17 protein-coding genes are annotated in these 18872 nt (G+C 55.9%); 14 read left to right on the top strand and 3 right to left on the bottom strand.

The genetic code is table 11. The annotated features are described in order from the left end of the window. Positions 1-9: 9 nt before the first annotated feature. The 4 genes from BMW97_RS05580 to flgL all read left to right on the top strand — a co-directional run bounded on the left by BMW97_RS05580 (position 10) and on the right by flgL (position 4744). The gene (locus tag BMW97_RS05580; RefSeq protein WP_045910191.1) at positions 10-1107 is read left to right on the top strand and encodes a flagellar basal body P-ring protein FlgI; all 1098 of its coding nucleotides are present in this window, start codon (positions 10-12) and stop codon (positions 1105-1107) included. Beyond that, positions 1107-2060, top strand: a complete 954-nt coding sequence (gene flgJ / locus BMW97_RS05575) for a flagellar assembly peptidoglycan hydrolase FlgJ (protein ID WP_021240767.1) — start codon at positions 1107-1109, stop codon at positions 2058-2060. The genes BMW97_RS05580 and flgJ overlap by 1 nt, the downstream gene beginning before the upstream one ends. 75 nt (positions 2061-2135) lie before the next feature. After that, complete coding sequence (gene flgK, locus BMW97_RS05570; RefSeq protein WP_045910192.1) at positions 2136-3776, top strand: flagellar hook-associated protein FlgK; 1641 nt, start codon at positions 2136-2138, stop codon at positions 3774-3776. Between the two features lie 14 nt (positions 3777-3790). Beyond that, positions 3791-4744, top strand: coding sequence for a flagellar hook-associated protein FlgL (gene flgL / locus BMW97_RS05565; protein WP_045910193.1), 954 nt, complete (start codon positions 3791-3793; stop codon positions 4742-4744). A gap of 75 nt (positions 4745-4819) precedes the next feature. Here the strand turns inward: flgL and BMW97_RS05560 are convergent, their stop codons facing one another. Continuing rightward, complete coding sequence (locus BMW97_RS05560; protein WP_045910194.1) at positions 4820-6034, bottom strand: MFS transporter; 1215 nt, start codon at positions 6032-6034, stop codon at positions 4820-4822. 109 nt (positions 6035-6143) lie between these two features. On the opposite strand from BMW97_RS05560, the gene BMW97_RS05555 reads away from it, so the two are divergent. Further along, positions 6144-7082 carry a LysR family transcriptional regulator gene (locus tag BMW97_RS05555; RefSeq protein WP_045910195.1) on the top strand — a complete coding sequence of 313 codons (939 nt, stop codon included), beginning with the start codon at positions 6144-6146 and terminating at the stop codon, positions 7080-7082. Positions 7083-7130: 48 nt separating this feature from the next. On the opposite strand, the gene rne is transcribed toward BMW97_RS05555, so the two are convergent. Next, positions 7131-10250: a ribonuclease E gene (rne, locus tag BMW97_RS05550; protein WP_045910196.1), complete on the bottom strand. Its 3120-nt coding sequence runs from the start codon at positions 10248-10250 to the stop codon at positions 7131-7133. A gap of 572 nt (positions 10251-10822) precedes the next feature. On the opposite strand from rne, the gene rluC reads away from it, so the two are divergent. Further along, positions 10823-11770: a 23S rRNA pseudouridine(955/2504/2580) synthase RluC gene (gene rluC / locus BMW97_RS05540; protein WP_048027428.1), complete on the top strand. Its 948-nt coding sequence runs from the start codon at positions 10823-10825 to the stop codon at positions 11768-11770. 76 nt (positions 11771-11846) lie between these two features. On the opposite strand, the gene BMW97_RS05535 is transcribed toward rluC, so the two are convergent. Next, positions 11847-12431 carry a Maf family protein gene (locus tag BMW97_RS05535; protein WP_045910198.1) on the bottom strand — a complete coding sequence of 195 codons (585 nt, stop codon included), beginning with the start codon at positions 12429-12431 and terminating at the stop codon, positions 11847-11849. Between the two features lie 140 nt (positions 12432-12571). Between BMW97_RS05535 and yceD the strand changes: the two genes are divergently transcribed. The 8 genes from yceD (at position 12572) to fabF (ending at position 18774) form a co-directional block, all read left to right on the top strand. Further along, positions 12572-13093, top strand: coding sequence for a 23S rRNA accumulation protein YceD (gene yceD / locus BMW97_RS05530; RefSeq protein ID WP_014883375.1), 522 nt, complete (start codon positions 12572-12574; stop codon positions 13091-13093). Between the two features lie 16 nt (positions 13094-13109). Then, positions 13110-13283, top strand: coding sequence for a 50S ribosomal protein L32 (rpmF, locus tag BMW97_RS05525; protein WP_003857964.1), 174 nt, complete (start codon positions 13110-13112; stop codon positions 13281-13283). 80 nt (positions 13284-13363) lie between these two features. Then, positions 13364-14398 carry a phosphate acyltransferase PlsX gene (gene plsX / locus BMW97_RS05520; protein ID WP_063621375.1) on the top strand — a complete coding sequence of 345 codons (1035 nt, stop codon included), beginning with the start codon at positions 13364-13366 and terminating at the stop codon, positions 14396-14398. Between the two features lie 6 nt (positions 14399-14404). Then, the gene (locus BMW97_RS05515; RefSeq protein WP_008500797.1) at positions 14405-15358 is read left to right on the top strand and encodes a beta-ketoacyl-ACP synthase III; all 954 of its coding nucleotides are present in this window, start codon (positions 14405-14407) and stop codon (positions 15356-15358) included. Positions 15359-15373: 15 nt separating this feature from the next. Beyond that, a complete protein-coding gene (fabD, locus tag BMW97_RS05510) occupies positions 15374-16303 on the top strand; it encodes an ACP S-malonyltransferase (protein ID WP_045910200.1) in 930 nt (309 codons plus the stop codon). 12 nt (positions 16304-16315) lie between these two features. Beyond that, the gene (gene fabG / locus BMW97_RS05505) at positions 16316-17050 is read left to right on the top strand and encodes a 3-oxoacyl-ACP reductase FabG (protein WP_008500795.1); all 735 of its coding nucleotides are present in this window, start codon (positions 16316-16318) and stop codon (positions 17048-17050) included. Between the two features lie 154 nt (positions 17051-17204). Beyond that, complete coding sequence (gene acpP, locus BMW97_RS05500) at positions 17205-17441, top strand: acyl carrier protein (RefSeq protein WP_003857954.1); 237 nt, start codon at positions 17205-17207, stop codon at positions 17439-17441. 91 nt (positions 17442-17532) lie between these two features. Then, positions 17533-18774: a beta-ketoacyl-ACP synthase II gene (fabF, locus tag BMW97_RS05495; protein WP_045910201.1), complete on the top strand. Its 1242-nt coding sequence runs from the start codon at positions 17533-17535 to the stop codon at positions 18772-18774. The last annotated feature ends 98 nt before the right edge of the window (positions 18775-18872 follow it).

The raw sequence follows: 18872 nt of genomic DNA, 5'->3' as shown, positions 1-18872 counted from the left end.
AGGTGACCCATGTTTAAATCGATCTTCGCCGTGGCGCTCGCGCTGGTGGCTACCTTTGCCCAGGCTGACCGTATTCGCGATCTCACCAGCGTACAGGGCGTGCGTGAAAACTCGCTGATTGGCTATGGTCTGGTGGTGGGGCTGGACGGTACCGGTGACCAGACGACCCAGACCCCCTTTACCACCCAAAGCCTGAACAACATGCTTTCCCAGCTCGGCATTACCGTGCCAGCGGGAACTAATATGCAGCTGAAAAACGTGGCGGCAGTAATGGTCACCGCGTCCTACCCGGCGTTTGCGCGTCAGGGACAAACCATTGACGTGGTGGTCTCCTCAATGGGTAACGCCAAAAGCCTGCGTGGCGGTACGCTGCTGATGACCCCGCTGAAAGGCGTCGACAGCCAGGTTTATGCGCTGGCGCAGGGGAACATTCTGGTCGGCGGTGCGGGAGCATCCGCAGGCGGAAGCAGCGTGCAGGTGAACCAGCTCAACGGCGGACGGATTACCAACGGGGCGATCATTGAGCGTGAACTGCCGACCCAGTTTGGCGCGAGCAACACCATCAACCTGCAGCTCAATAATGAAGACTTCACGATGGCGCAGCAGATTGCCGATACCATCAACCGCAGCCGCGGCTACGGTAATGCAACGGCACTCGATGCGCGCACCGTGCAGATCCGCACCTCCACCGGCAGCAGCAACCAGGTGCGCATGCTGGCCGATATCCAGAATATGGAAGTGAACGTTCCGGTCCAGGATGCGAAGGTGATCATCAACTCCCGTACCGGCTCGGTGGTCATGAACCGGGAAGTGTCGCTCGACAGCTGCGCCGTGGCGCAGGGGAACCTCTCCGTGACGGTAAACCGCTCCGCGAACGTGAGCCAGCCGAATACGCCATTTGGTGGCGGTCAGACGGTGGTGACGCCGCAAACGCAGATTGATATGCGCCAGAGCGGCGGGTCACTGCAAAGCGTGCGCTCCAGCGCCAACCTGAACAGCGTGGTGCGTGCCCTGAATGCCCTGGGGGCAACGCCGATGGATCTGATGTCCATCCTGCAATCGATGCAAAGTGCGGGCTGCCTGCGCGCCAAACTGGAAATCATCTAATGCTGACCGATAGCAAACTGTTGACCAGTGCAGCCTGGGATGCCCAGTCGCTCAACGAACTGAAAACCAAAGCAGGAAAAGACCCGGCGGCGAATATCCGCCCGGTCGCCCGCCAGGTGGAAGGGATGTTTGTACAGATGATGCTGAAAAGCATGCGCGAAACCCTGCCGAAAGACGGGATGTTCAGCAGTGATTCAACGCGTCTCTACACCAGCATGTATGACCAGCAGATTGCGCAGCAGATGACCGCCGGGAAAGGCCTCGGTCTGGCTGACATGATTGTCAAGCAGACCGAAGCCGCGCAGGGCATTCAGCCTCAGGATCAGCCGCAGCAGGTACCGATGAAATTCGACCTGGAAACGGTGACCAGCTATCAGAACCAGGCTCTGACGCAAATGGTGCGTAAAGCCATGCCGAAAGCCACGGGCAGCGGTGATGAGCCGCTCTCCGGTGACAGCAAAGACTTCCTGGCGCAGCTTTCTCTGCCTGCGCGCCTTGCCAGCGAACAGAGCGGCGTGCCGCATCACCTGATTCTGGCGCAGGCCGCGCTGGAGTCGGGCTGGGGTCAGCGCCAGATCCGCAAGGAAAACGGCGAGCCGAGCTTCAACATCTTCGGCGTGAAGGCTACCTCCAGCTGGAAGGGGCCAACCACGGAGATCACGACCACCGAATACGAGAACGGTGCGGCGGTGAAGGTGAAAGCCAAATTCCGCGTCTACAGCTCGTATCTGGAAGCCTTGTCCGATTATGTTGGCCTGCTGAGCCGAAATCCGCGCTATACCGCCGTGACGCAGGCGGCGACGGCGGAGCAGGGCGCTCAGGCGCTGCAAAACGCGGGCTACGCGACCGACCCGAACTATGCGCGTAAGCTCACCAGCATGATCCAGCAGCTGAAATCAATGGGCGAGAAGGTCAGCAAAGCCTATAGCACAGATATTGAAAATCTGTTCTGAAAGTTCTCAAGTCCCGGTGGAGGTTGCCGATAACCTTCATCAGGACTCGTGTCTGAACGTATAAAAGGAACCCCCATGTCCAGTTTGATTAACAGCGCCATGAGTGGCCTCAGTGCTGCGCAGTCGGCACTCAATACCGTCAGTAATAATATTTCAAGCTATAACGTGGCAGGCTATACCCGCCAGACCACGGTGCTGGGCGCATCTAACAGCACGCTGACCGGCGGTGGCTGGGTGGGTAACGGGGTGTATGTCTCCGGTGTCCAGCGTGAGTATGATGCCTTCATCACCAACCAGCTGCGCGCCGCGCAGACGCAGAGCAGCGGCCTGACGACGCGCTACCAGCAGATGTCAAAAATCGACGACGTGCTCTCCGATACCACCAACTCGCTCTCCACCACGCTGCAGGACTTCTTCAAGAGTCTGCAAACGCTGGTGAGCAACGCGGAAGACCCGGCGGCACGTCAGACGGTGCTGGGTAAAGCGGGCGGTCTGGTCAATCAGTTCAAAACCAACGATCAGTATCTTCGCGACCAGGATACGCAGGTCAATACCGCGATTAGCACCAGCGTTTCTCAGATCAACAACTATGCCAAACAGATTGCCAATCTGAACGATCAGATTTCCCGTCTGACCGGCGTCGGCGCGGGCGCATCGCCTAACGATCTGCTTGATCAGCGCGATCAGCTCGTCAATGAGCTGAACAAAATCGTCGGCGTGGAAGTCTCTGTCCAGGATAGCGGCACGTTTAACATCTCTTTCGGCAACGGTTACAGCCTGGTACAGGGCAGCAAAGCCAACCAGCTGGCTGCCGTGAAGTCGAGTGCCGATCCGGCCCGTACTACCGTGGCCTATGTCGATGACGTGGCCGGGAACGTCGAGATCCCGGAAAAAATGATCACCACCGGTTCATTAGGCGGTTTACTGACTTTCCGTACGGAAGATCTGGATAAAGCCCGTAATACCCTGAACCAGATGGCGCTGGCCTTTGCCGATTCGATGAACACGCAGCATGAAGCCGGTTTTGACGCTAACGGTGATGCGGGCGGTAAGCTGTTCAACTTTGGTTCTCCGGCGGTACTGTCCAACAGCAAGAACGGCGGATCGGCGGTTGTTACGGCCTCTGTGACGGACAGCAAACAGGTCCAGGCGACAGACTATAAGCTGCAGTTCAACGGCACTGACTGGACGATCACCCGTACATCAGACAAAACCAGCTTTACGATGAGCCCGGATGCCAGCGGCAATCTGTCGTTTGATGGCCTTAACGTCAACGTGAGCGGCACGGCAAATACCAAAGACAGCTTTACCGTGAAGCCGGTTTCCGACGTCATCATGAACATGGATCTGGCGATCAGCGACGAGTCCAAACTGGCGATGGCGTCAGTGCAGAACGGCGGCGAAAGTGATAACCGTAACGGCCAGAAACTGCTCGATCTGCAAAACGCGAAAGTCGTGGGGGGCAACAAAACCTTCAACGATGCGTATGCCTCTCTCGTCAGTACCGTGGGTAGCTCAACGGCGTCACTGAAGGTGAGCAGCCAGACGAAAGCTAACGTAGAGACGCAGTTAATCAAGCAGCAGCAGACCATCTCTGGGGTAAACCTCGACGAAGAGTATGGCAATTTGCAGCGTTATCAGCAGTATTACCTGGCGAACGCCCAGGTTCTCCAGACTGCCAGTACGCTCTTCGATGCAATTATCAACATTCGTTAAGGTTGAGGTGAACAATGCGTATTAGCACCCAGATGATGTATGAGCAGAACATGCGTGGGATCACCGATTCCCAGAGCAGATGGCTGAGCTACGGTGAACAGATGTCCACCGGCAAGCGCGTCAACCGTCCGTCGGACGATCCTATCGCCGCGTCGCAGGCCATCGTTCTGTCACAATCGCAGTCGCAAAACAGCCAGTTCGCGCTTGCGCGTACCTTCGCCACGCAAAAAGTCTCGCTGGAAGATAACGTGTTAACTCAGGTGAACACCGCGATCTCAAGCGTGCGCGAGAAGCTCGTCTACGCATCGAACGGCACATTAAGCGATGACGACCGTCTTTCTCTGGCGACCGATATTCAGGGGATCCGCGATCAGCTTATGAACCTGGCCAACACGACGGATGGTAATGGTCGCTTTATCTTTGCGGGATACAAAACCGAGAGCGCACCGTTTGATGCCGCGACCGGGGATTATAACGGCGGCGCTGAGGCCATCACGCAGCAGGTTGATACGGCGCGTAATATGGCCATTAGCCATACCGGGCAGCAAATTTTCGAAAGCATTACCAGTAATGCGGAACAGCTGCCGGGCGGTGGATATGGCGAGACGAACATGTTCAAAATCCTGGATTCTGCGATTGCGTCGCTGAAGACGCCGATTGAGAACGATCCGGCTGCCGCAACGGCGCAAAGCCAGGTGATTGCCAATGCGCAAATCGGCATTAAAAACTCCCAGAACAATATTCTGACGGTCGTTGCGGATGTGGGCACCAAGATGAACGAGCTGGAAAAACTCGATACGCTGGGCGATGACCGCGCGCTGGGTCAGACCAAGCAGATGAGCGACCTGGTTGATGTCGACTGGAACGAAGCGATTTCCTCTTACACCATGCAGCAGGCGGCCTTGCAGGCGTCTTATAAAGCGTTTAGCGATATGCAGGGCATGTCTCTGTTCCAGCTGAACAAATAACATCTTGACCTCTTGGAACATGTCTTGAAACTGGGCATGTTTTACTGCCCAATCCGTCTGGATTGGGCATTTTTTTTATGCGGCTTCCGCCGGTACGGAGGCGACACGCGCACTTTCTATCAGACGGATGGCCAGCGCAATGACGCCACAGACGGTGGCCAGCGCGACCACGCCCGTCCAGCCAGCCAGCGAGTAGATATTGCTGCCTAACGCGGATCCCAGCGCCATCCCGATAAAGACCACCGTAAAGAGCAGGGCGTTGAGACGACCACGCGCCTGCGGTTCAAGGCTGTACACCAGGTTCTGGTGGGCGACCAGGCTGGACTGCAGGCCCAGGTCGAACCCGACGGCAGAGATGGCGATCAGCATCAGCTGTCCATGAACGCCCAATGCGGGCATCAGGAACATCAGGGCGAAAGAGACGGTCACAAGGACGGCACCAAGCTGTGTGACTTTTCCGGCCCCCAGTTTGTCCGCCAGACCTCCCGCCAGTGGGGCAGCTAACGCACCCGCGGCACCGGCAATACCAAAACCACCTGCGACGGCACTACCCAGATGGTAGCGTTCCAGCAGCATGACCGCCAGCGTTGACCAGAAGGCGCTAAAGGCAATCGACAGGAAACCCTGAGCCAGTGCGGCGCGGCGCAGCGCCGGATAGCGACGCCACAGGTGCTCCATCGAACGCATCAGCGCGGGGTAGCTCAGCGTGGAGTGAATGGCAAAACGGGGAAGCACAAACCACATCATCACCCCGATGAACGCGATGCTCGCCGCCGCCAGCTGGTACATGACGCGCCAGCCAAACGCTTCGCCCACCACGCCGCTTACGGTTCTGGATAATAAGATACCCATCAGCAGGCCGGTCATTACCGTGCCTACGGTTTTCCCCTGTTTACCTTCCGGTGCGAGAATGGCCGCGGCGGGGACGATATCCTGCGCCATGGTGGCGGCCATGCCGATGAGCAGGCTTGCCAGCAGAAGAGAATGGATCTGCCCGGTCAGGCTACAGCCGAGAAGAAACAGTGCCAGCGCCGCGCTTTTGATCAGAATTAATGTCCTGCGGTCGTGGCGATCGCCCAGAGGAAGCAGGAACAGGATGCCGAGCGCGTAGCCTGCCTGCGTTAATGTTGGCACCAGGCCCATACCTTCAATGCTCAGATGCAGGTCAGCACCCATAAGCGGCAGCAGGGGCTGCGCGTAATAGATTGATGCCACGCTGAAGCCAGCCCCCAGAGCCAGCATAAAGATCACCCAGCGGCTTACAGCATGGGGAGTTGTTGTTGTGTTCATAAGTTGTTCCTCATTCGTCGTGTGCAGCTATTTTTTATCAGTACGCCTTGCGACGGTAGCGGGCCCGGTGGTAAAACGCTTATACGTTGAACGTATAAATGAAAATGCGATGAAAAGAGTTGAGCGTATAGACAGGGTAGAGCTAATGCGGACGTTTGTCCGCATTGTCGAGGCGGGTTCGCTCTCAGCGGCGGCGCGACAGCTGGCAACAACCCAGGCCACGGTAAGCCGACGGTTGCAGTCGCTTGAAACCATGCTGGGCGTGCGCCTGTTGTTGCGCACCACCCACACGACGCGGCTAACGGATGACGGCGAGCGCTGCTATCAGCACGCCCGTCGGGTGATTGACAGCTGGCTGGCGCTGGAGGATGAGGTAGGGCAGACGGAAGATGAGCCTGTAGGCGTGCTGCGGGTGCGGGCGCCGCACGCGTTTGGTCAGGATCAGCTTCTGAAACCCGTAACCGAATTTTTGCAACGCTATCCGCAGCTTTCGATTGAGTGGATGCTCAACGATCGGTCGGCGGATTTCCTCGGCGACAACCTTGACTGTGCTATTCGGGTGGGCGTGGAGGTCGATCCGGCGACCGTATCCGTGCTGCTGGCGGAAGTGCCTCGCTCGGTGGTGGCCGCGCCAGCGCTGCTGGCCCGCTTCCCGGCGGTGAATACGCCGGAGGATTTGCAGCAGTTTCCCTGGATAGCCATCAGCTCTTTCTACCAGCGCCACGTGGAGCTTTTTCACGATGCCACGTCCGCCACCGCGCGGATTGCTATTACGCCACGGCTCAGCACCGACAGCCTGTATGTCGCACGCAATACGGCACTTACCGGCCTTGGCGTGGCCGTGGTATCCAGCTGGACGGTACAGGATGATATTCGGGAAGGGCGGCTGGTGCATTTGCTGCCGGAGTGGCAGCCAGCGGCGCTACCGGTGCATCTGGTCTATCCCTGGTCCCGTTATTATCCGGCACGCTTGCGGCGTTTTCTTGAGCTGATGCGGCAGGTCATGCCGGAGGTGACCGGAATGAGGAAGCCCGTACAGCAGCCATAAAAAAAGCCGACCTTAAGGTCGGCTTTTTACTTTCAGCGTTGTTTGTCGTTATTCGACAGACTGTGGACGCGTCGCGGGTGCAGTCGCCTGATGCGTTGCACTGTGGCCGCCTGCAGCGCCTTTACCGTCGAAGCTGAAAGCCGGACGAACCCAGTCGCTGTGACGCGGTGCTTCTGGCACGTAATCCGGCGCCGGAGCGCGGGTCATCGGTGCAGTCGCCACGTGGGCAGCGGCTGGCGCAGAGACAACCGGCTCAGGTTTCACTTCAGGCGCTTTCGGTTCTTCAACAACCGGTTCAACCTCAATCTCCACGTCCTGAACGATTTCTTCAGTGGTCGTTTCGACGATGGCTTCAGCGGTGTCTTCCACGGCGGCTACAGGTTCAGCTTCTTCAGCGATTTCCTCAGCCACCACCACATCTTCTTCAGCAATAAGCTGCGGTGCGGCATCAACCGGCGCGGCAATCACTTCCGGATGCGTGGTTTCGACCTCAGCTGCCTGAGGTGCTTCCGCTTCAACAACCTGAGGTTCAACCACGGTTGCCGCTTCAGTCACAACGTCTTCTACCGCTGCCGCAGGTGCAATGATCTCTTCCGCAACTGGCTGTTCTTCAACAACCTGCTCCGGACGCGCTACCGGGTAGCGGATCCAGACTTTGCCGGAAGCCATTTCTGGCGAAGCACAGGCAATGGTCAGTGGCATTGGCGACTGAGTCGGGTAACGCTCGTCACGATAGCGGCGACGGCGCTGACCGCTGACGCGCAGATGACGTGGAGAACGACGTGAACGGCGCGGCATGCCGGCGTTATCACGGTTTTCACCGTTTTCATCCTGCTCAACGTTGTTATCAACGACCGCTGGCAGGTCAACTTTTGCCAGCTGTGTGCCGGTTGCGCTCTCGCGGCTTTCAACCGCGACGATTGCTGACTCTTCGGTTGCTTCGGAGGCGAAGCGGACTTTCTGAGCAAGCTGGCGCTGCTTACGACGCGGCATGACCTGAGTACGTTCTTCCTGCTCGCCGTCCTGCTGTTCAACAAGCTCTTCGCGGTTCAGGTTTTTGACTTCCTGCTGTGCCTGACGCTTCTCGTCGTTACGGCGACGGTTGCGTTCACGGCGCGGCTGCTGGTCGTCACGCTGTTTGCCCTTCTCAGACTCATCGCCCGCCTGCTGGCGAATTTCACGATCTTCAACATTCTGCTGCTGTTTTTCGCGACGGTTGCGACGGTTGTCTTCGCGTTGCTCACGACCTTCGTTGTTCTCAGAGCGGTTGTCACGGTTGTCACGACGCTCGCTGCGGTCATTACGATCGCTACGGTCATTACGGTCGCGGCGGTTGTTCTGACGCTTACGGCGGTCCTGCTGACGTTCAGGCTTGGCCGCTTTTGGCTCTTCTTTCGGCTGCTCTGGCTGAACTTCCTCACCGGCAAACATCTTCTTCAGCGCGCCGAAGAAGCGGCTCAGCAGACCCAGCTGTGCCGGCTGGGCTTTCGCTGCCGTTGCTTCTGGTTTCTGCGCCGCAGGTTTGGCCGCTGGTTTTTCCAGGGCTGCTTCCGGTGGGGCTTCTGGCATGATGAAGGTGGCTAACGCAGGCTGCTCTGGCAGTTTACGCTCTGCTGGCTCTTCATCTGAAGGCAGGGCCATCTCTTCTTCGTGCAGCTTCGGCAGCAGGTAGCTGAGCGTTGACGTCTCTTCGCCTTTACGGACACGCAGCACGTGATAGTGCGGGGTTTCCATCTGATCGTTTGGCACGATGATGCAGCGAACGCCACCCTGACGCGCTTCAATCGCACTGACCGCTGCACGTTTTTCGTTCAGCAGGTAGGAGGCAATTGGCACAGGGACAATCGCGTGCACCTCTTTGGTATTCTCTTTCAGCGCTTCTTCTTCAATCAGACGCAGGATAGAGAGGGACAGCGATTCGTTATCACGCACGGTACCGGTGCCGGAGCAGCGCGGACAAACGTGATGGCTGGACTCACCCAGCGACGGGCTCAGACGCTGGCGGGACATCTCCAGCAGGCCGAAGCGTGAGATATGGCTAATCTGGATTCGCGCACGATCCTGACGTACCGCTTCGCGCAGACGGTTTTCTACCGCACGCTGGTGGCGAACAGGGGTCATGTCGATGAAGTCGATAACAATCAGACCGCCCAGGTCGCGCAGGCGGAGCTGGCGGGCGATTTCATCAGCGGCTTCAAGATTGGTGTTGAAGGCGGTCTCTTCGATATCGCCACCGCGCGTTGCGCGAGCGGAGTTGATGTCGATAGCGGTCAGCGCTTCAGTGGTATCGATAACGATAGAACCGCCGGACGGCAGGCGCACTTCACGCTGGAAGGCGGATTCAATCTGGGATTCGATCTGATAGTGGCTGAACAGCGGGATTTCACCGGTGTACAGTTTAATTTTGCTGGTGAAATCCGGACGACCCAGCGCGGCGATGTGCTGGCGCGCCAGCTCAAGCACTTTCGGGTTATCGATCAGAATCTCACCGATGTCCTGACGCAGGTAGTCACGGAAGGCACGCACGATCACGTTGCTTTCCTGGTGGATCAGGAACGGAGCAGGGCGGCTTTCCGCTGCTTTCTGGATGGCTTCCCAGTGCTTCAGACGGAAGCTCAGGTCCCACTGCAGCGCTTCGGCGGATTTGCCGACGCCCGCGGTACGCACGATAAGCCCCATGCCATCAGGCAGTTCAAGGCTTGCCAGCGCTTCTTTCAGTTCGGTACGGTCATCACCTTCGATACGGCGAGAGATGCCACCCGCACGCGGGTTGTTAGGCATCAGCACCAGATAGCTCCCTGCCAGGCTGATAAAGGTAGTCAGTGCGGCGCCTTTGTTGCCACGCTCTTCTTTATCAATCTGAACGATAACTTCCTGACCTTCACGCAGAACATCTTTGATGTTTGGTCGGCCATGGGCGTTGTAGTTTGCAGGGAAATATTCGCGGGCGATTTCTTTCAGAGGGAGGAAACCATGACGCTCAGCACCGTAATCGACAAATGCAGCTTCAAGGCTTGGTTCAATGCGGGTGATTTTACCTTTGTAAATGTTCGCTTTTTTCTGTTCGTGTCCAGGACTTTCGATATCCAGATCGTACAGGCGCTGCCCATCCACAAGGGCGACACGCAACTCTTCTTGCTGAGTTGCGTTGATTAACATTCTTTTCATCGTAACTTACTCGTTATTCTTACATTGACGACAAAGCTGCGGGCAAGGTGACGCTTTCCGGGGTATGAACCGATGGCCTCGTGTCTGTTCACGTCGCCAACCTCACGGTTGTCGCTCGCTTAAGAGGCGCAGAGTGTCGGTTGCCTGTATTTCATACGGAAACACAGCGCAATTATCAGGGGAATTGCCTGGGTAGAACTCTCCAGAGAACAATCCTTATACCGGGAAGTACTGCAACCCGCAGCCCGCTAACTGCCTGAAAGATCAATACGTCTTACGCCATTGCTGCGTGGATGATCGGTCAGACAAAATTGGTCATTCCGTCAACATCCTTACTTAACCAGGATTTAACACGGAAAACAGCCTCATTATTCCACTGCTCGCCGGGTTATAGCAAGATGACTTTTACCAATTATCACCCGGTTACTCACAGTTTCTTCACTTCAGAATGGCGATTGGTTTAATAACCACCAAATCGGTTGCGCGAAACGGGGGACAGGCCGGATAAAAGTAAATATAAGCATAGAAAAATGAGTGGCGCTAATGGCTGTCGATATTTAGAATCGCCAACCATGAAAACAGAGACTCCAGCCGTAAAAATGGTTGCCATCGCCGACGATGAAGCGGGGCAACGTATCGATAACTTTTTGCGTACCCAACTGAAAGGGGTGCCAAAGAGCATGATTTATCGCATCCTGCGTAAGGGCGAGGTGCGGGTTAACAAAAAACGCGTGAAGCCTGAGTATAAGCTCGAAGCCGGTGACGAAGTGCGTATTCCGCCGGTGCGCGTGGCAGAGCGTGAAGAAGAGACCGTTTCACCGAAGCTGCAGAAAGTGGCGGCCCTGAGCGATGTCATCCTTTACGAAGACGACCATATTCTGGTGTTGAATAAACCGTCAGGAACGGCAGTCCATGGCGGTAGCGGTCTGAGCTTCGGCGTGATTGAAGGGCTGCGTGCCCTGCGTCCGGAAGCGCGCTTCCTTGAGCTGGTGCACCGTCTTGACCGCGACACTTCAGGCGTACTGCTGGTGGCGAAAAAGCGTTCCGCGCTGCGTTCGCTGCATGAACAGCTGCGTGAAAAAGGGATGCAGAAAGACTATCTGGCGCTGGTGCGCGGCCAGTGGCAGTCCCATGTAAAAGTGGTGCAGGCGCCGCTGCTGAAGAACATTCTGCAAAGCGGTGAGCGTATTGTCCGCGTGAGCCAGGAAGGGAAACCGTCTGAGACGCGCTTTAAGGTTGAAGAGCGCTATGAGTTTGCCACGCTGGTGCGCTGCAGTCCGGTGACCGGTCGTACCCACCAGATCCGCGTGCATACGCAGTTTGCAGGGCACCCCATCGCGTTTGATGACCGCTATGGCGACCGCGAGTTTGATAAGCAGCTGGCGGGGACGGGACTGTCGCGTCTGTTCCTGCATGCGGCAGCACTGAAGTTTACCCATCCGAATACTGGTGAAGTGATCCGTATTGAAGCGCCGCTGGATGAGCAGCTGAAACGCTGTCTTAAGGTTTTGCGCGGCTGATTTTGCCCGGCGGCGCTGCGCTTGCACGGGCCTACGGTTTTGTAGGCCGGGTAAGCGCAGCGCCACCCGGCGAAGGTCACATCGTCAGCGGATTACACTCTTCTCGCCGTAACATCTGACACAAGGCAATCAGCGGTAACCCCACCAGGGTGTTGGGATCGCGACCGTCCAGCTTGTCGAACAGCGCAATCCCCAATCCTTCACTTTTAAAGCTCCCCGCGCAGTTCAGCGGTCGCTCACGGCGCACATAATCCATAATCTCTTGCTCGCTGAGATGACGGAAGTGTACGTCGAACGGCTCGCACTCGGTTTGCAGATGGCCTGACGCGGAGTTATAGAGGGCCAGGCCCGTATAGAAGGTCACGATAGTACCGCGCGCACGCAGAAGCTGCTGGCAGGCATTTTCCTCAGTATGGGGCTTGCCGGTGATTTCGCCGTCCAGCACGCAAACCTGATCGGAGCCTATAATCAAATGCGAAGGATAGCGTGTGGCCAGCGATTGCGCCTTCTCCTTAGCAAGACGCGTCACCAGATGGCGCGGTGACTCGCCCGGCAGTGGCGTCTCATCCACCTCTGGCGCGGCGCATTCAAACGGGATCCCGAGCTTTTCCAGCAGCATTCGGCGGTAGGGAGACGTGGAAGCAAGGACGAGATTTGGCATATTTTTATCACCAGATATAGCGTATCGATGCCAGCCATTTTAAACTACAGGCCGCAATGTGTGCGAATAATTGGCAAAAGGCAGCTCTGGTTGCCTTTTTCTTTGACTCTATGACGTTACAAAGTTAATATGCGCGCCCTATGCAAAAGGTAAAATTACCCCTGACTCTTGATCCGGTTCGTACGGCTCAAAAACGCCTCGATTACGAAGGTATCTATACTTCCGATCAGGCTGAGCGTATTGCCGAATCCGTAGTCAGTGTGGACAGTGATGTAGAATGCTCCATGTCGTTCGCTATCGACAACCAGCGTCTCGCCGTTTTAACCGGTGATGCAAAGGTGACGGTAACGCTCGAGTGTCAGCGTTGCGGGAAACCGTTTGTACAGCATGTTCACACAACGTATTGTTTCAGTCCGGTTCGTTCTGACGAACAGGCTGAAGCACTCCCGGAAGCGTATGAGCCGATTGAGGTTAACGAATTCGGTGAAATCGATCTTCTGGCTCTGGTTGAAGATGAAATCATCCTCACCTTGCCAGTGGTTCCGGTGCATGATTCTGAACACTGTGAAGTGTCCGAGGCGGACATGGTCTTTGGGGAACTGCCTGATGAAGCGCAAAAACCAAACCCATTTGCCGTATTAGCCAGCTTAAAGCGTAAGTAATTGAGGAGTAAGGTCCATGGCCGTACAACAGAATAAACCAACCCGTTCCAAACGTGGCATGCGTCGTTCCCATGACGCGCTGACTGCAGTTACCAGCCTGTCTGTAGACAAGACTTCTGGTGAGAAACACCTGCGTCACCACATCACCGCTGACGGTTTCTACCGCGGCCGCAAGGTTATCACTAAGTAATCACGCGTCAGCGTGATTAGGCTTAGTGAGGAGCTCCCCGTGCAAACGGGGAACTTACCGAACCAGGCTGCGACGATACCTTGACACGTCTAACCCTGGCGTTAGATGTCATGGGGGGAGATTTTGGCCCTTCCGTGACAGTGCCTGCAGCATTGCAGGCACTGAATTCTAATTCGCAACTCACTCTTCTTTTAGTCGGCAATCCCGACACAATCACGCCATTACTTGCAAAAGCTGACTTTGAACAACGTTCACGTCTGCAGATTATTCCTGCGCAGTCAGTTATTGCCAGTGATGCCCGACCCTCGCAGGCGATTCGTAACAGCCGCGGCAGCTCGATGCGGATTGCGCTGGAGCTGGTGAAAGAAGGTCGAGCCCAGGCTTGCGTTAGCGCGGGAAATACCGGCGCGCTGATGGGGCTGTCGAAATTATTGCTCAAACCGATTGACGGTATTGAGCGTCCGGCGCTGGTGACGGTTTTGCCGCATCAGCAGAAGGGCAAGACGGTAGTGCTCGATTTGGGCGCGAACGTCGATTGTGATAGTACAATGCTGGCTCAGTTTGCCGTCATGGGATCGGTGCTGGCAGAAGAGGTGGTCGGGATCAACACTCCCCGTGTTGCGTTACTGAACATTGGTGAAGAAGAGACCAAAGGCCTGGACAGCATTCGCGAAGCAGCTGAATTGCTCAAACAGGTTCCCTCCATCAACTATATTGGTTATCTCGAAGCCAATGAGTTGTTGACGGGTAAAACGGATGTTCTGGTGTGCGATGGCTTCACCGGGAACGTGACGTTGAAAACCATGGAAGGGGTCGTGCGGATGTTTCTTTCTCTGCTGAAATCACAGGGAGAGGGCAAAAAAAGCGCCTGGTGGCTGATTTTATTGAAGCGTTGGTTACAAAAGAGCCTGACGCGGCGATTCAGTCACCTCAACCCCGACCAGTATAATGGCGCCTGTCTGTTAGGATTGCGCGGCATCGTGATTAAGAGTCATGGTGCCGCCAATCAGCGAGCATTTGCTGTCGCGATTGAACAGGCAGTGCAGGCGGTGCAGCGACAAGTCCCTCAGCGGATTGCCGCTCGCCTGGGATCTGTATTAGCTAAAAGTGACTGAGCGTACATGTATACGAAGATTTTAGGTACCGGCAGCTACCTGCCAAAACAGGTGCGTACCAACGCCGATCTGGAAAAAATGGTAGATACGTCTGACGAGTGGATTGTCACGCGCACAGGTATCCGTGAACGTCGTATTGCCGCGCCAGACGAAACCGTGTCGACCATGGGTTACGAAGCCGCACAGCGTGCTATCGAAATGGCGGGCATTGATAAAGAACAGATCGGTTTGATCGTGGTGGCCACGACGTCTGCCACGCATGCTTTCCCAAGCGCGGCGTGCCAGGTGCAAAACATGCTCGGTATTAAGGGCTGCCCGGCGTTTGACGTCGCTGCCGCATGCGCAGGTTTTACCTATGCGCTGAGCGTAGCCGATCAGTACGTGAAGTCCGGTGCCGTTAAATATGCGCTGGTGATCGGTGCTGACGTGCTGGCGCGTACCTGCGATCCGACCGATCGCGGAACGATCATTATTTTTGGTGATGGTGCGGGTGCGGTGCTGCTGGGGCAGTCCGAAGAGCCGGGTATCATCTCTACGCATCTGCATGCTGATGGCAGCTATGGCGAACTGTTGACCCTGCCTAACGCCGATCGCGTAAATCCGGACAACTCGATTTACCTGACGATGGCAGGGAACGAGGTGTTCAAGGTGGCGGTGACTGAGCTTGCGCACATCGTTGATGAAACGCTGGAAGCGAATAACCTTGAACGCTCCGCGCTCGACTGGCTGGTTCCGCATCAGGCGAACCTGCGTATCATCAGCGCAACCGCGAAAAAGCTGGGTATGTCGATGGATAACGTTGTGGTGACGCTGGATCGTCACGGCAACACCTCTGCGGCGTCAGTACCGTGCGCATTTGATGAAGCGGTACGCGACGGGCGAATCAAACGGGGCCAGCTGGTCTTGCTTGAAGCCTTCGGTGGCGGGTTCACCTGGGGTTCCGCGCTGGTTCGTTTCTAGGATAAGGAATAAAAAATGACGCAATTTGCTTTTGTGTTCCCGGGGCAGGGCTCTCAAACCGTTGGGATGTTGTCTGAAATGGCAGCAACCTATCCGGTCATTGAAGAGACTTTCCGTGAAGCTTCTGATGCACTGGGTTATGATTTATGGGCGCTGACCCAGCAGGGTCCTGCCGAAGAGCTGAACAAAACCTGGCAGACCCAGCCCGCGCTGCTGACCGCGTCCGTTGCGCTGTGGCGTGTCTGGCAGCAGCAGGGCGGTAAAGCGCCCGCGCTGCTCGCAGGACATAGCCTGGGTGAATACTCAGCCCTGGTCTGTGCCGGTGTGATCGCGTTTGCTGACGCGGTACGTCTGGTGGAACTGCGCGGTAAATTCATGCAGGAAGCAGTGCCAGAAGGCACGGGCGGCATGTCAGCTATCATCGGTCTGGATGATGCCGCGATTGCAAAAGCGTGTGAAGAGTCTGCTGAAGGTCAGGTTGTCTCTCCGGTTAACTTCAACTCGCCGGGCCAGGTGGTTATCGCCGGTCATAAAGAAGCGGTTGAGCGTGCCGGTGCAGCCTGTAAAGCGGCGGGTGCCAAACGTGCGCTGCCGCTGCCGGTCAGCGTGCCGTCTCACTGTGCGCTGATGAAGCCCGCTGCCGAGAAACTGGCGGTTGAGCTGGAAAAAATTACGTTTAACGCACCGACGATTTCCGTTGTGAACAACGTCGATGTGAAATGCGAAACCGCGCCGGAAGCTATCCGCGACGCGCTGGTTCGCCAGCTCTACAGCCCGGTACAGTGGACCAAAACCGTTGAGTTTATGGCCTCTCAGGGCGTTGAGCATCTGTATGAAGTCGGCCCAGGGAAAGTCCTCACCGGTCTGACAAAACGTATTGTTGACACCCTGACAGCCTCGGCGATTAACGAGCCGGAAGCGATGTCAGCGGCACTCTCGCAATAAAAGAGGAATACCATGAGTTTTGAAGGAAAAATTGCCCTGGTCACTGGCGCAAGCCGCGGTATCGGGCGTGCAATTGCTGAAACACTGGTTGCGCGCGGCGCGAAGGTGATTGGGACAGCAACCAGCGAGAATGGCGCTCAGGCTATCAGTGAATATCTGGGTGCAAACGGTAAAGGTCTGGTACTGAATGTGACCGAACCTGCATCTATCGAATCTGTTCTGGAAAATATTCGCGCAGAGTTTGGCGAAGTGGATATTCTGGTAAACAACGCCGGGATCACTCGCGATAACCTGTTAATGCGAATGAAAGACGACGAGTGGAACGATATTATCGAAACCAACCTGTCATCTGTATTCCGTCTGTCAAAAGCGGTAATGCGCGCTATGATGAAAAAGCGTCATGGTCGTATTATCACTGTCGGTTCTGTGGTTGGTACCATGGGAAATGCTGGTCAGGCTAACTACGCTGCGGCGAAAGCCGGTCTGATTGGTTTCAGTAAGTCGCTGGCGCGTGAAGTCGCGTCCCGCGGTATTACGGTAAACGTTGTTGCTCCGGGCTTTATTGAAACGGACATGACGCGTGCGCTGACTGATGAGCAGCGTGCGGGTACGCTGGCGGCAGTTCCGGCGGGTCGTCTTGGCGACCCTAAAGAAATCGCCAGTGCGGTTGCATTTTTAGCCTCTGACGAAGCGGGTTACATCACTGGTGAGACCCTCCACGTCAACGGCGGGATGTATATGGTTTAACCACGATGAAAAATATTTGCGTTATTAGGGCGAATGGCCTCAAAATAACGTAAAATCGTGGTAAGAACTGCCGGGATTTAGTTGCAAATTTTTCAACATTTTATACACTACGAAAACCATCGCGAAAGCGAGTTTTGATAGGAAATTTAAGAGTATGAGCACTATCGAAGAACGCGTTAAGAAAATTATCGGCGAACAGCTGGGCGTTAAGCAGGAAGAAGTTGTGAACTCCGCTTCCTTCGTTGAAGACCTGGGCGCAGATTCTCTTGACACCGTTGAGCTGGTAATGGCTCTGGAAGAAGAGTTTGATACTGAGATTCCGGACGAAGAAGCTGAGAAGATCACCACCGTTCAGGCTGCCATTGATTACATCAACGGTCACCAGGCGTAAGTGAACATCTCCAGGCGGTCATTCGACCGCCTGAGTTTTATCTTTTTTAGTCCCACGAATCTCTTTTTTTATCCCTCCCTGGAGGACAAACGTGTCTAAGCGTCGTGTAGTTGTGACCGGACTTGGCATGTTGTCTCCTGTCGGCAATACCGTAGAGTCCACCTGGAAAGCTCTCCTTGCCGGTCAGAGCGGCATCAGCCTAATCGACCATTTCGATACTAGCGCCTATGCAACGAAATTTGCTGGCTTAGTAAAGGATTTTAACTGTGAAGAGATCATCTCGCGCAAAGAGCAGCGCAAGATGGATGCCTTCATTCAATATGGAATTGTCGCTGGCGTTCAGGCCATGCAGGATTCTGGCCTTGTGATTACGGAAGAGAACGCAACCCGTATCGGCGCCGCTATCGGCTCCGGGATTGGCGGTCTTGGCCTGATCGAGGAAAACCATACATCCCTGATGAATGGCGGCCCGCGTAAGATCAGTCCGTTCTTCGTTCCGTCCACGATTGTTAATATGGTGGCAGGTCACCTGACCATCATGTTCGGCCTGCGTGGGCCAAGCATTTCTATCGCCACCGCCTGTACGTCTGGCGTACATAACATCGGCCAGGCCGCGCGCATTATTGCGTACGGCGATGCAGATGCTATGGTTGCCGGCGGTGCTGAAAAAGCCAGTACCCCACTGGGTGTCGGCGGTTTCGGCGCGGCCCGTGCGCTCTCTACCCGCAACGATAATCCACAGGCGGCAAGCCGTCCGTGGGATAAAGACCGTGATGGCTTCGTGCTGGGCGACGGTGCGGGCATGATCGTACTGGAAGAGTACGAACACGCGAAAAAACGCGGTGCGAAAATTTATGCTGAAGTCGTTGGCTTTGGTATGAGCAGCGATGCGTACCACATGACGTCTCCTCCGGAGAACGGTGCAGGTGCTGCGCTGGCGATGGAAAACGCGATCCGTGATGCGGGTATTACCCCGGCTCAGATTGGCTACGTCAACGCGCACGGCACATCTACACCTGCAGGCGATAAAGCGGAAGCTCAGGCGGTTAAGTCTATCTTCGGCGAGTCTGCCAGCCGCGTACTGGTGAGCTCCACGAAATCCATGACCGGTCACCTGCTGGGTGCGGCGGGTGCAGTAGAGTCAATCTACTCCATCCTTGCGCTGCGCGATCAGGCTGTTCCACCAACCATCAACCTGGATAACCCGGATGAAGGTTGCGATCTGGACTTCGTTCCTCACGAAGCGCGCCAGGTTAGCGGAATGGAGTATACCCTGTGTAACTCCTTCGGCTTTGGCGGTACCAACGGTTCTCTGATCTTCAAAAAGATCTGATCCTGACGTTCCGATCGCACTAAAAAAGGTCCGCTTGCCGGACCTTTTTTATTAAGGCTAATCTTCTTGTCGACTGCATGACATCCTGCCAGACTAAA

Source organism: Enterobacter sp. NFIX58 (assembly GCF_900110475.1).
Taxonomy (GTDB): Bacteria; Pseudomonadota; Gammaproteobacteria; order Enterobacterales; family Enterobacteriaceae; genus Enterobacter; species Enterobacter quasiroggenkampii.
Note: the sequence above shows the minus strand (reverse complement) of the source record. Positions and strands in the feature narration are given on the sequence as shown.

Coding starts and splice junctions, on each gene's coding strand:
- BMW97_RS05580 (WP_045910191.1), top strand. CDS start 10: ATGTTTAAATCGATCTTCGCCGTGGCGCTCGCGCTGGTGGCTACCTTT.
- flgJ (WP_021240767.1), top strand. CDS start 1,107: ATGCTGACCGATAGCAAACTGTTGACCAGTGCAGCCTGGGATGCCCAG.
- flgK (WP_045910192.1), top strand. CDS start 2,136: ATGTCCAGTTTGATTAACAGCGCCATGAGTGGCCTCAGTGCTGCGCAG.
- flgL (WP_045910193.1), top strand. CDS start 3,791: ATGCGTATTAGCACCCAGATGATGTATGAGCAGAACATGCGTGGGATC.
- BMW97_RS05560 (WP_045910194.1), bottom strand. CDS start 6,034: ATGAACACAACAACAACTCCCCATGCTGTAAGCCGCTGGGTGATCTTT.
- BMW97_RS05555 (WP_045910195.1), top strand. CDS start 6,144: ATGAAAAGAGTTGAGCGTATAGACAGGGTAGAGCTAATGCGGACGTTT.
- rne (WP_045910196.1), bottom strand. CDS start 10,250: ATGAAAAGAATGTTAATCAACGCAACTCAGCAAGAAGAGTTGCGTGTC.
- rluC (WP_048027428.1), top strand. CDS start 10,823: ATGAAAACAGAGACTCCAGCCGTAAAAATGGTTGCCATCGCCGACGAT.
- BMW97_RS05535 (WP_045910198.1), bottom strand. CDS start 12,431: ATGCCAAATCTCGTCCTTGCTTCCACGTCTCCCTACCGCCGAATGCTG.
- yceD (WP_014883375.1), top strand. CDS start 12,572: ATGCAAAAGGTAAAATTACCCCTGACTCTTGATCCGGTTCGTACGGCT.
- rpmF (WP_003857964.1), top strand. CDS start 13,110: ATGGCCGTACAACAGAATAAACCAACCCGTTCCAAACGTGGCATGCGT.
- BMW97_RS05515 (WP_008500797.1), top strand. CDS start 14,405: ATGTATACGAAGATTTTAGGTACCGGCAGCTACCTGCCAAAACAGGTG.
- fabD (WP_045910200.1), top strand. CDS start 15,374: ATGACGCAATTTGCTTTTGTGTTCCCGGGGCAGGGCTCTCAAACCGTT.
- fabG (WP_008500795.1), top strand. CDS start 16,316: ATGAGTTTTGAAGGAAAAATTGCCCTGGTCACTGGCGCAAGCCGCGGT.
- acpP (WP_003857954.1), top strand. CDS start 17,205: ATGAGCACTATCGAAGAACGCGTTAAGAAAATTATCGGCGAACAGCTG.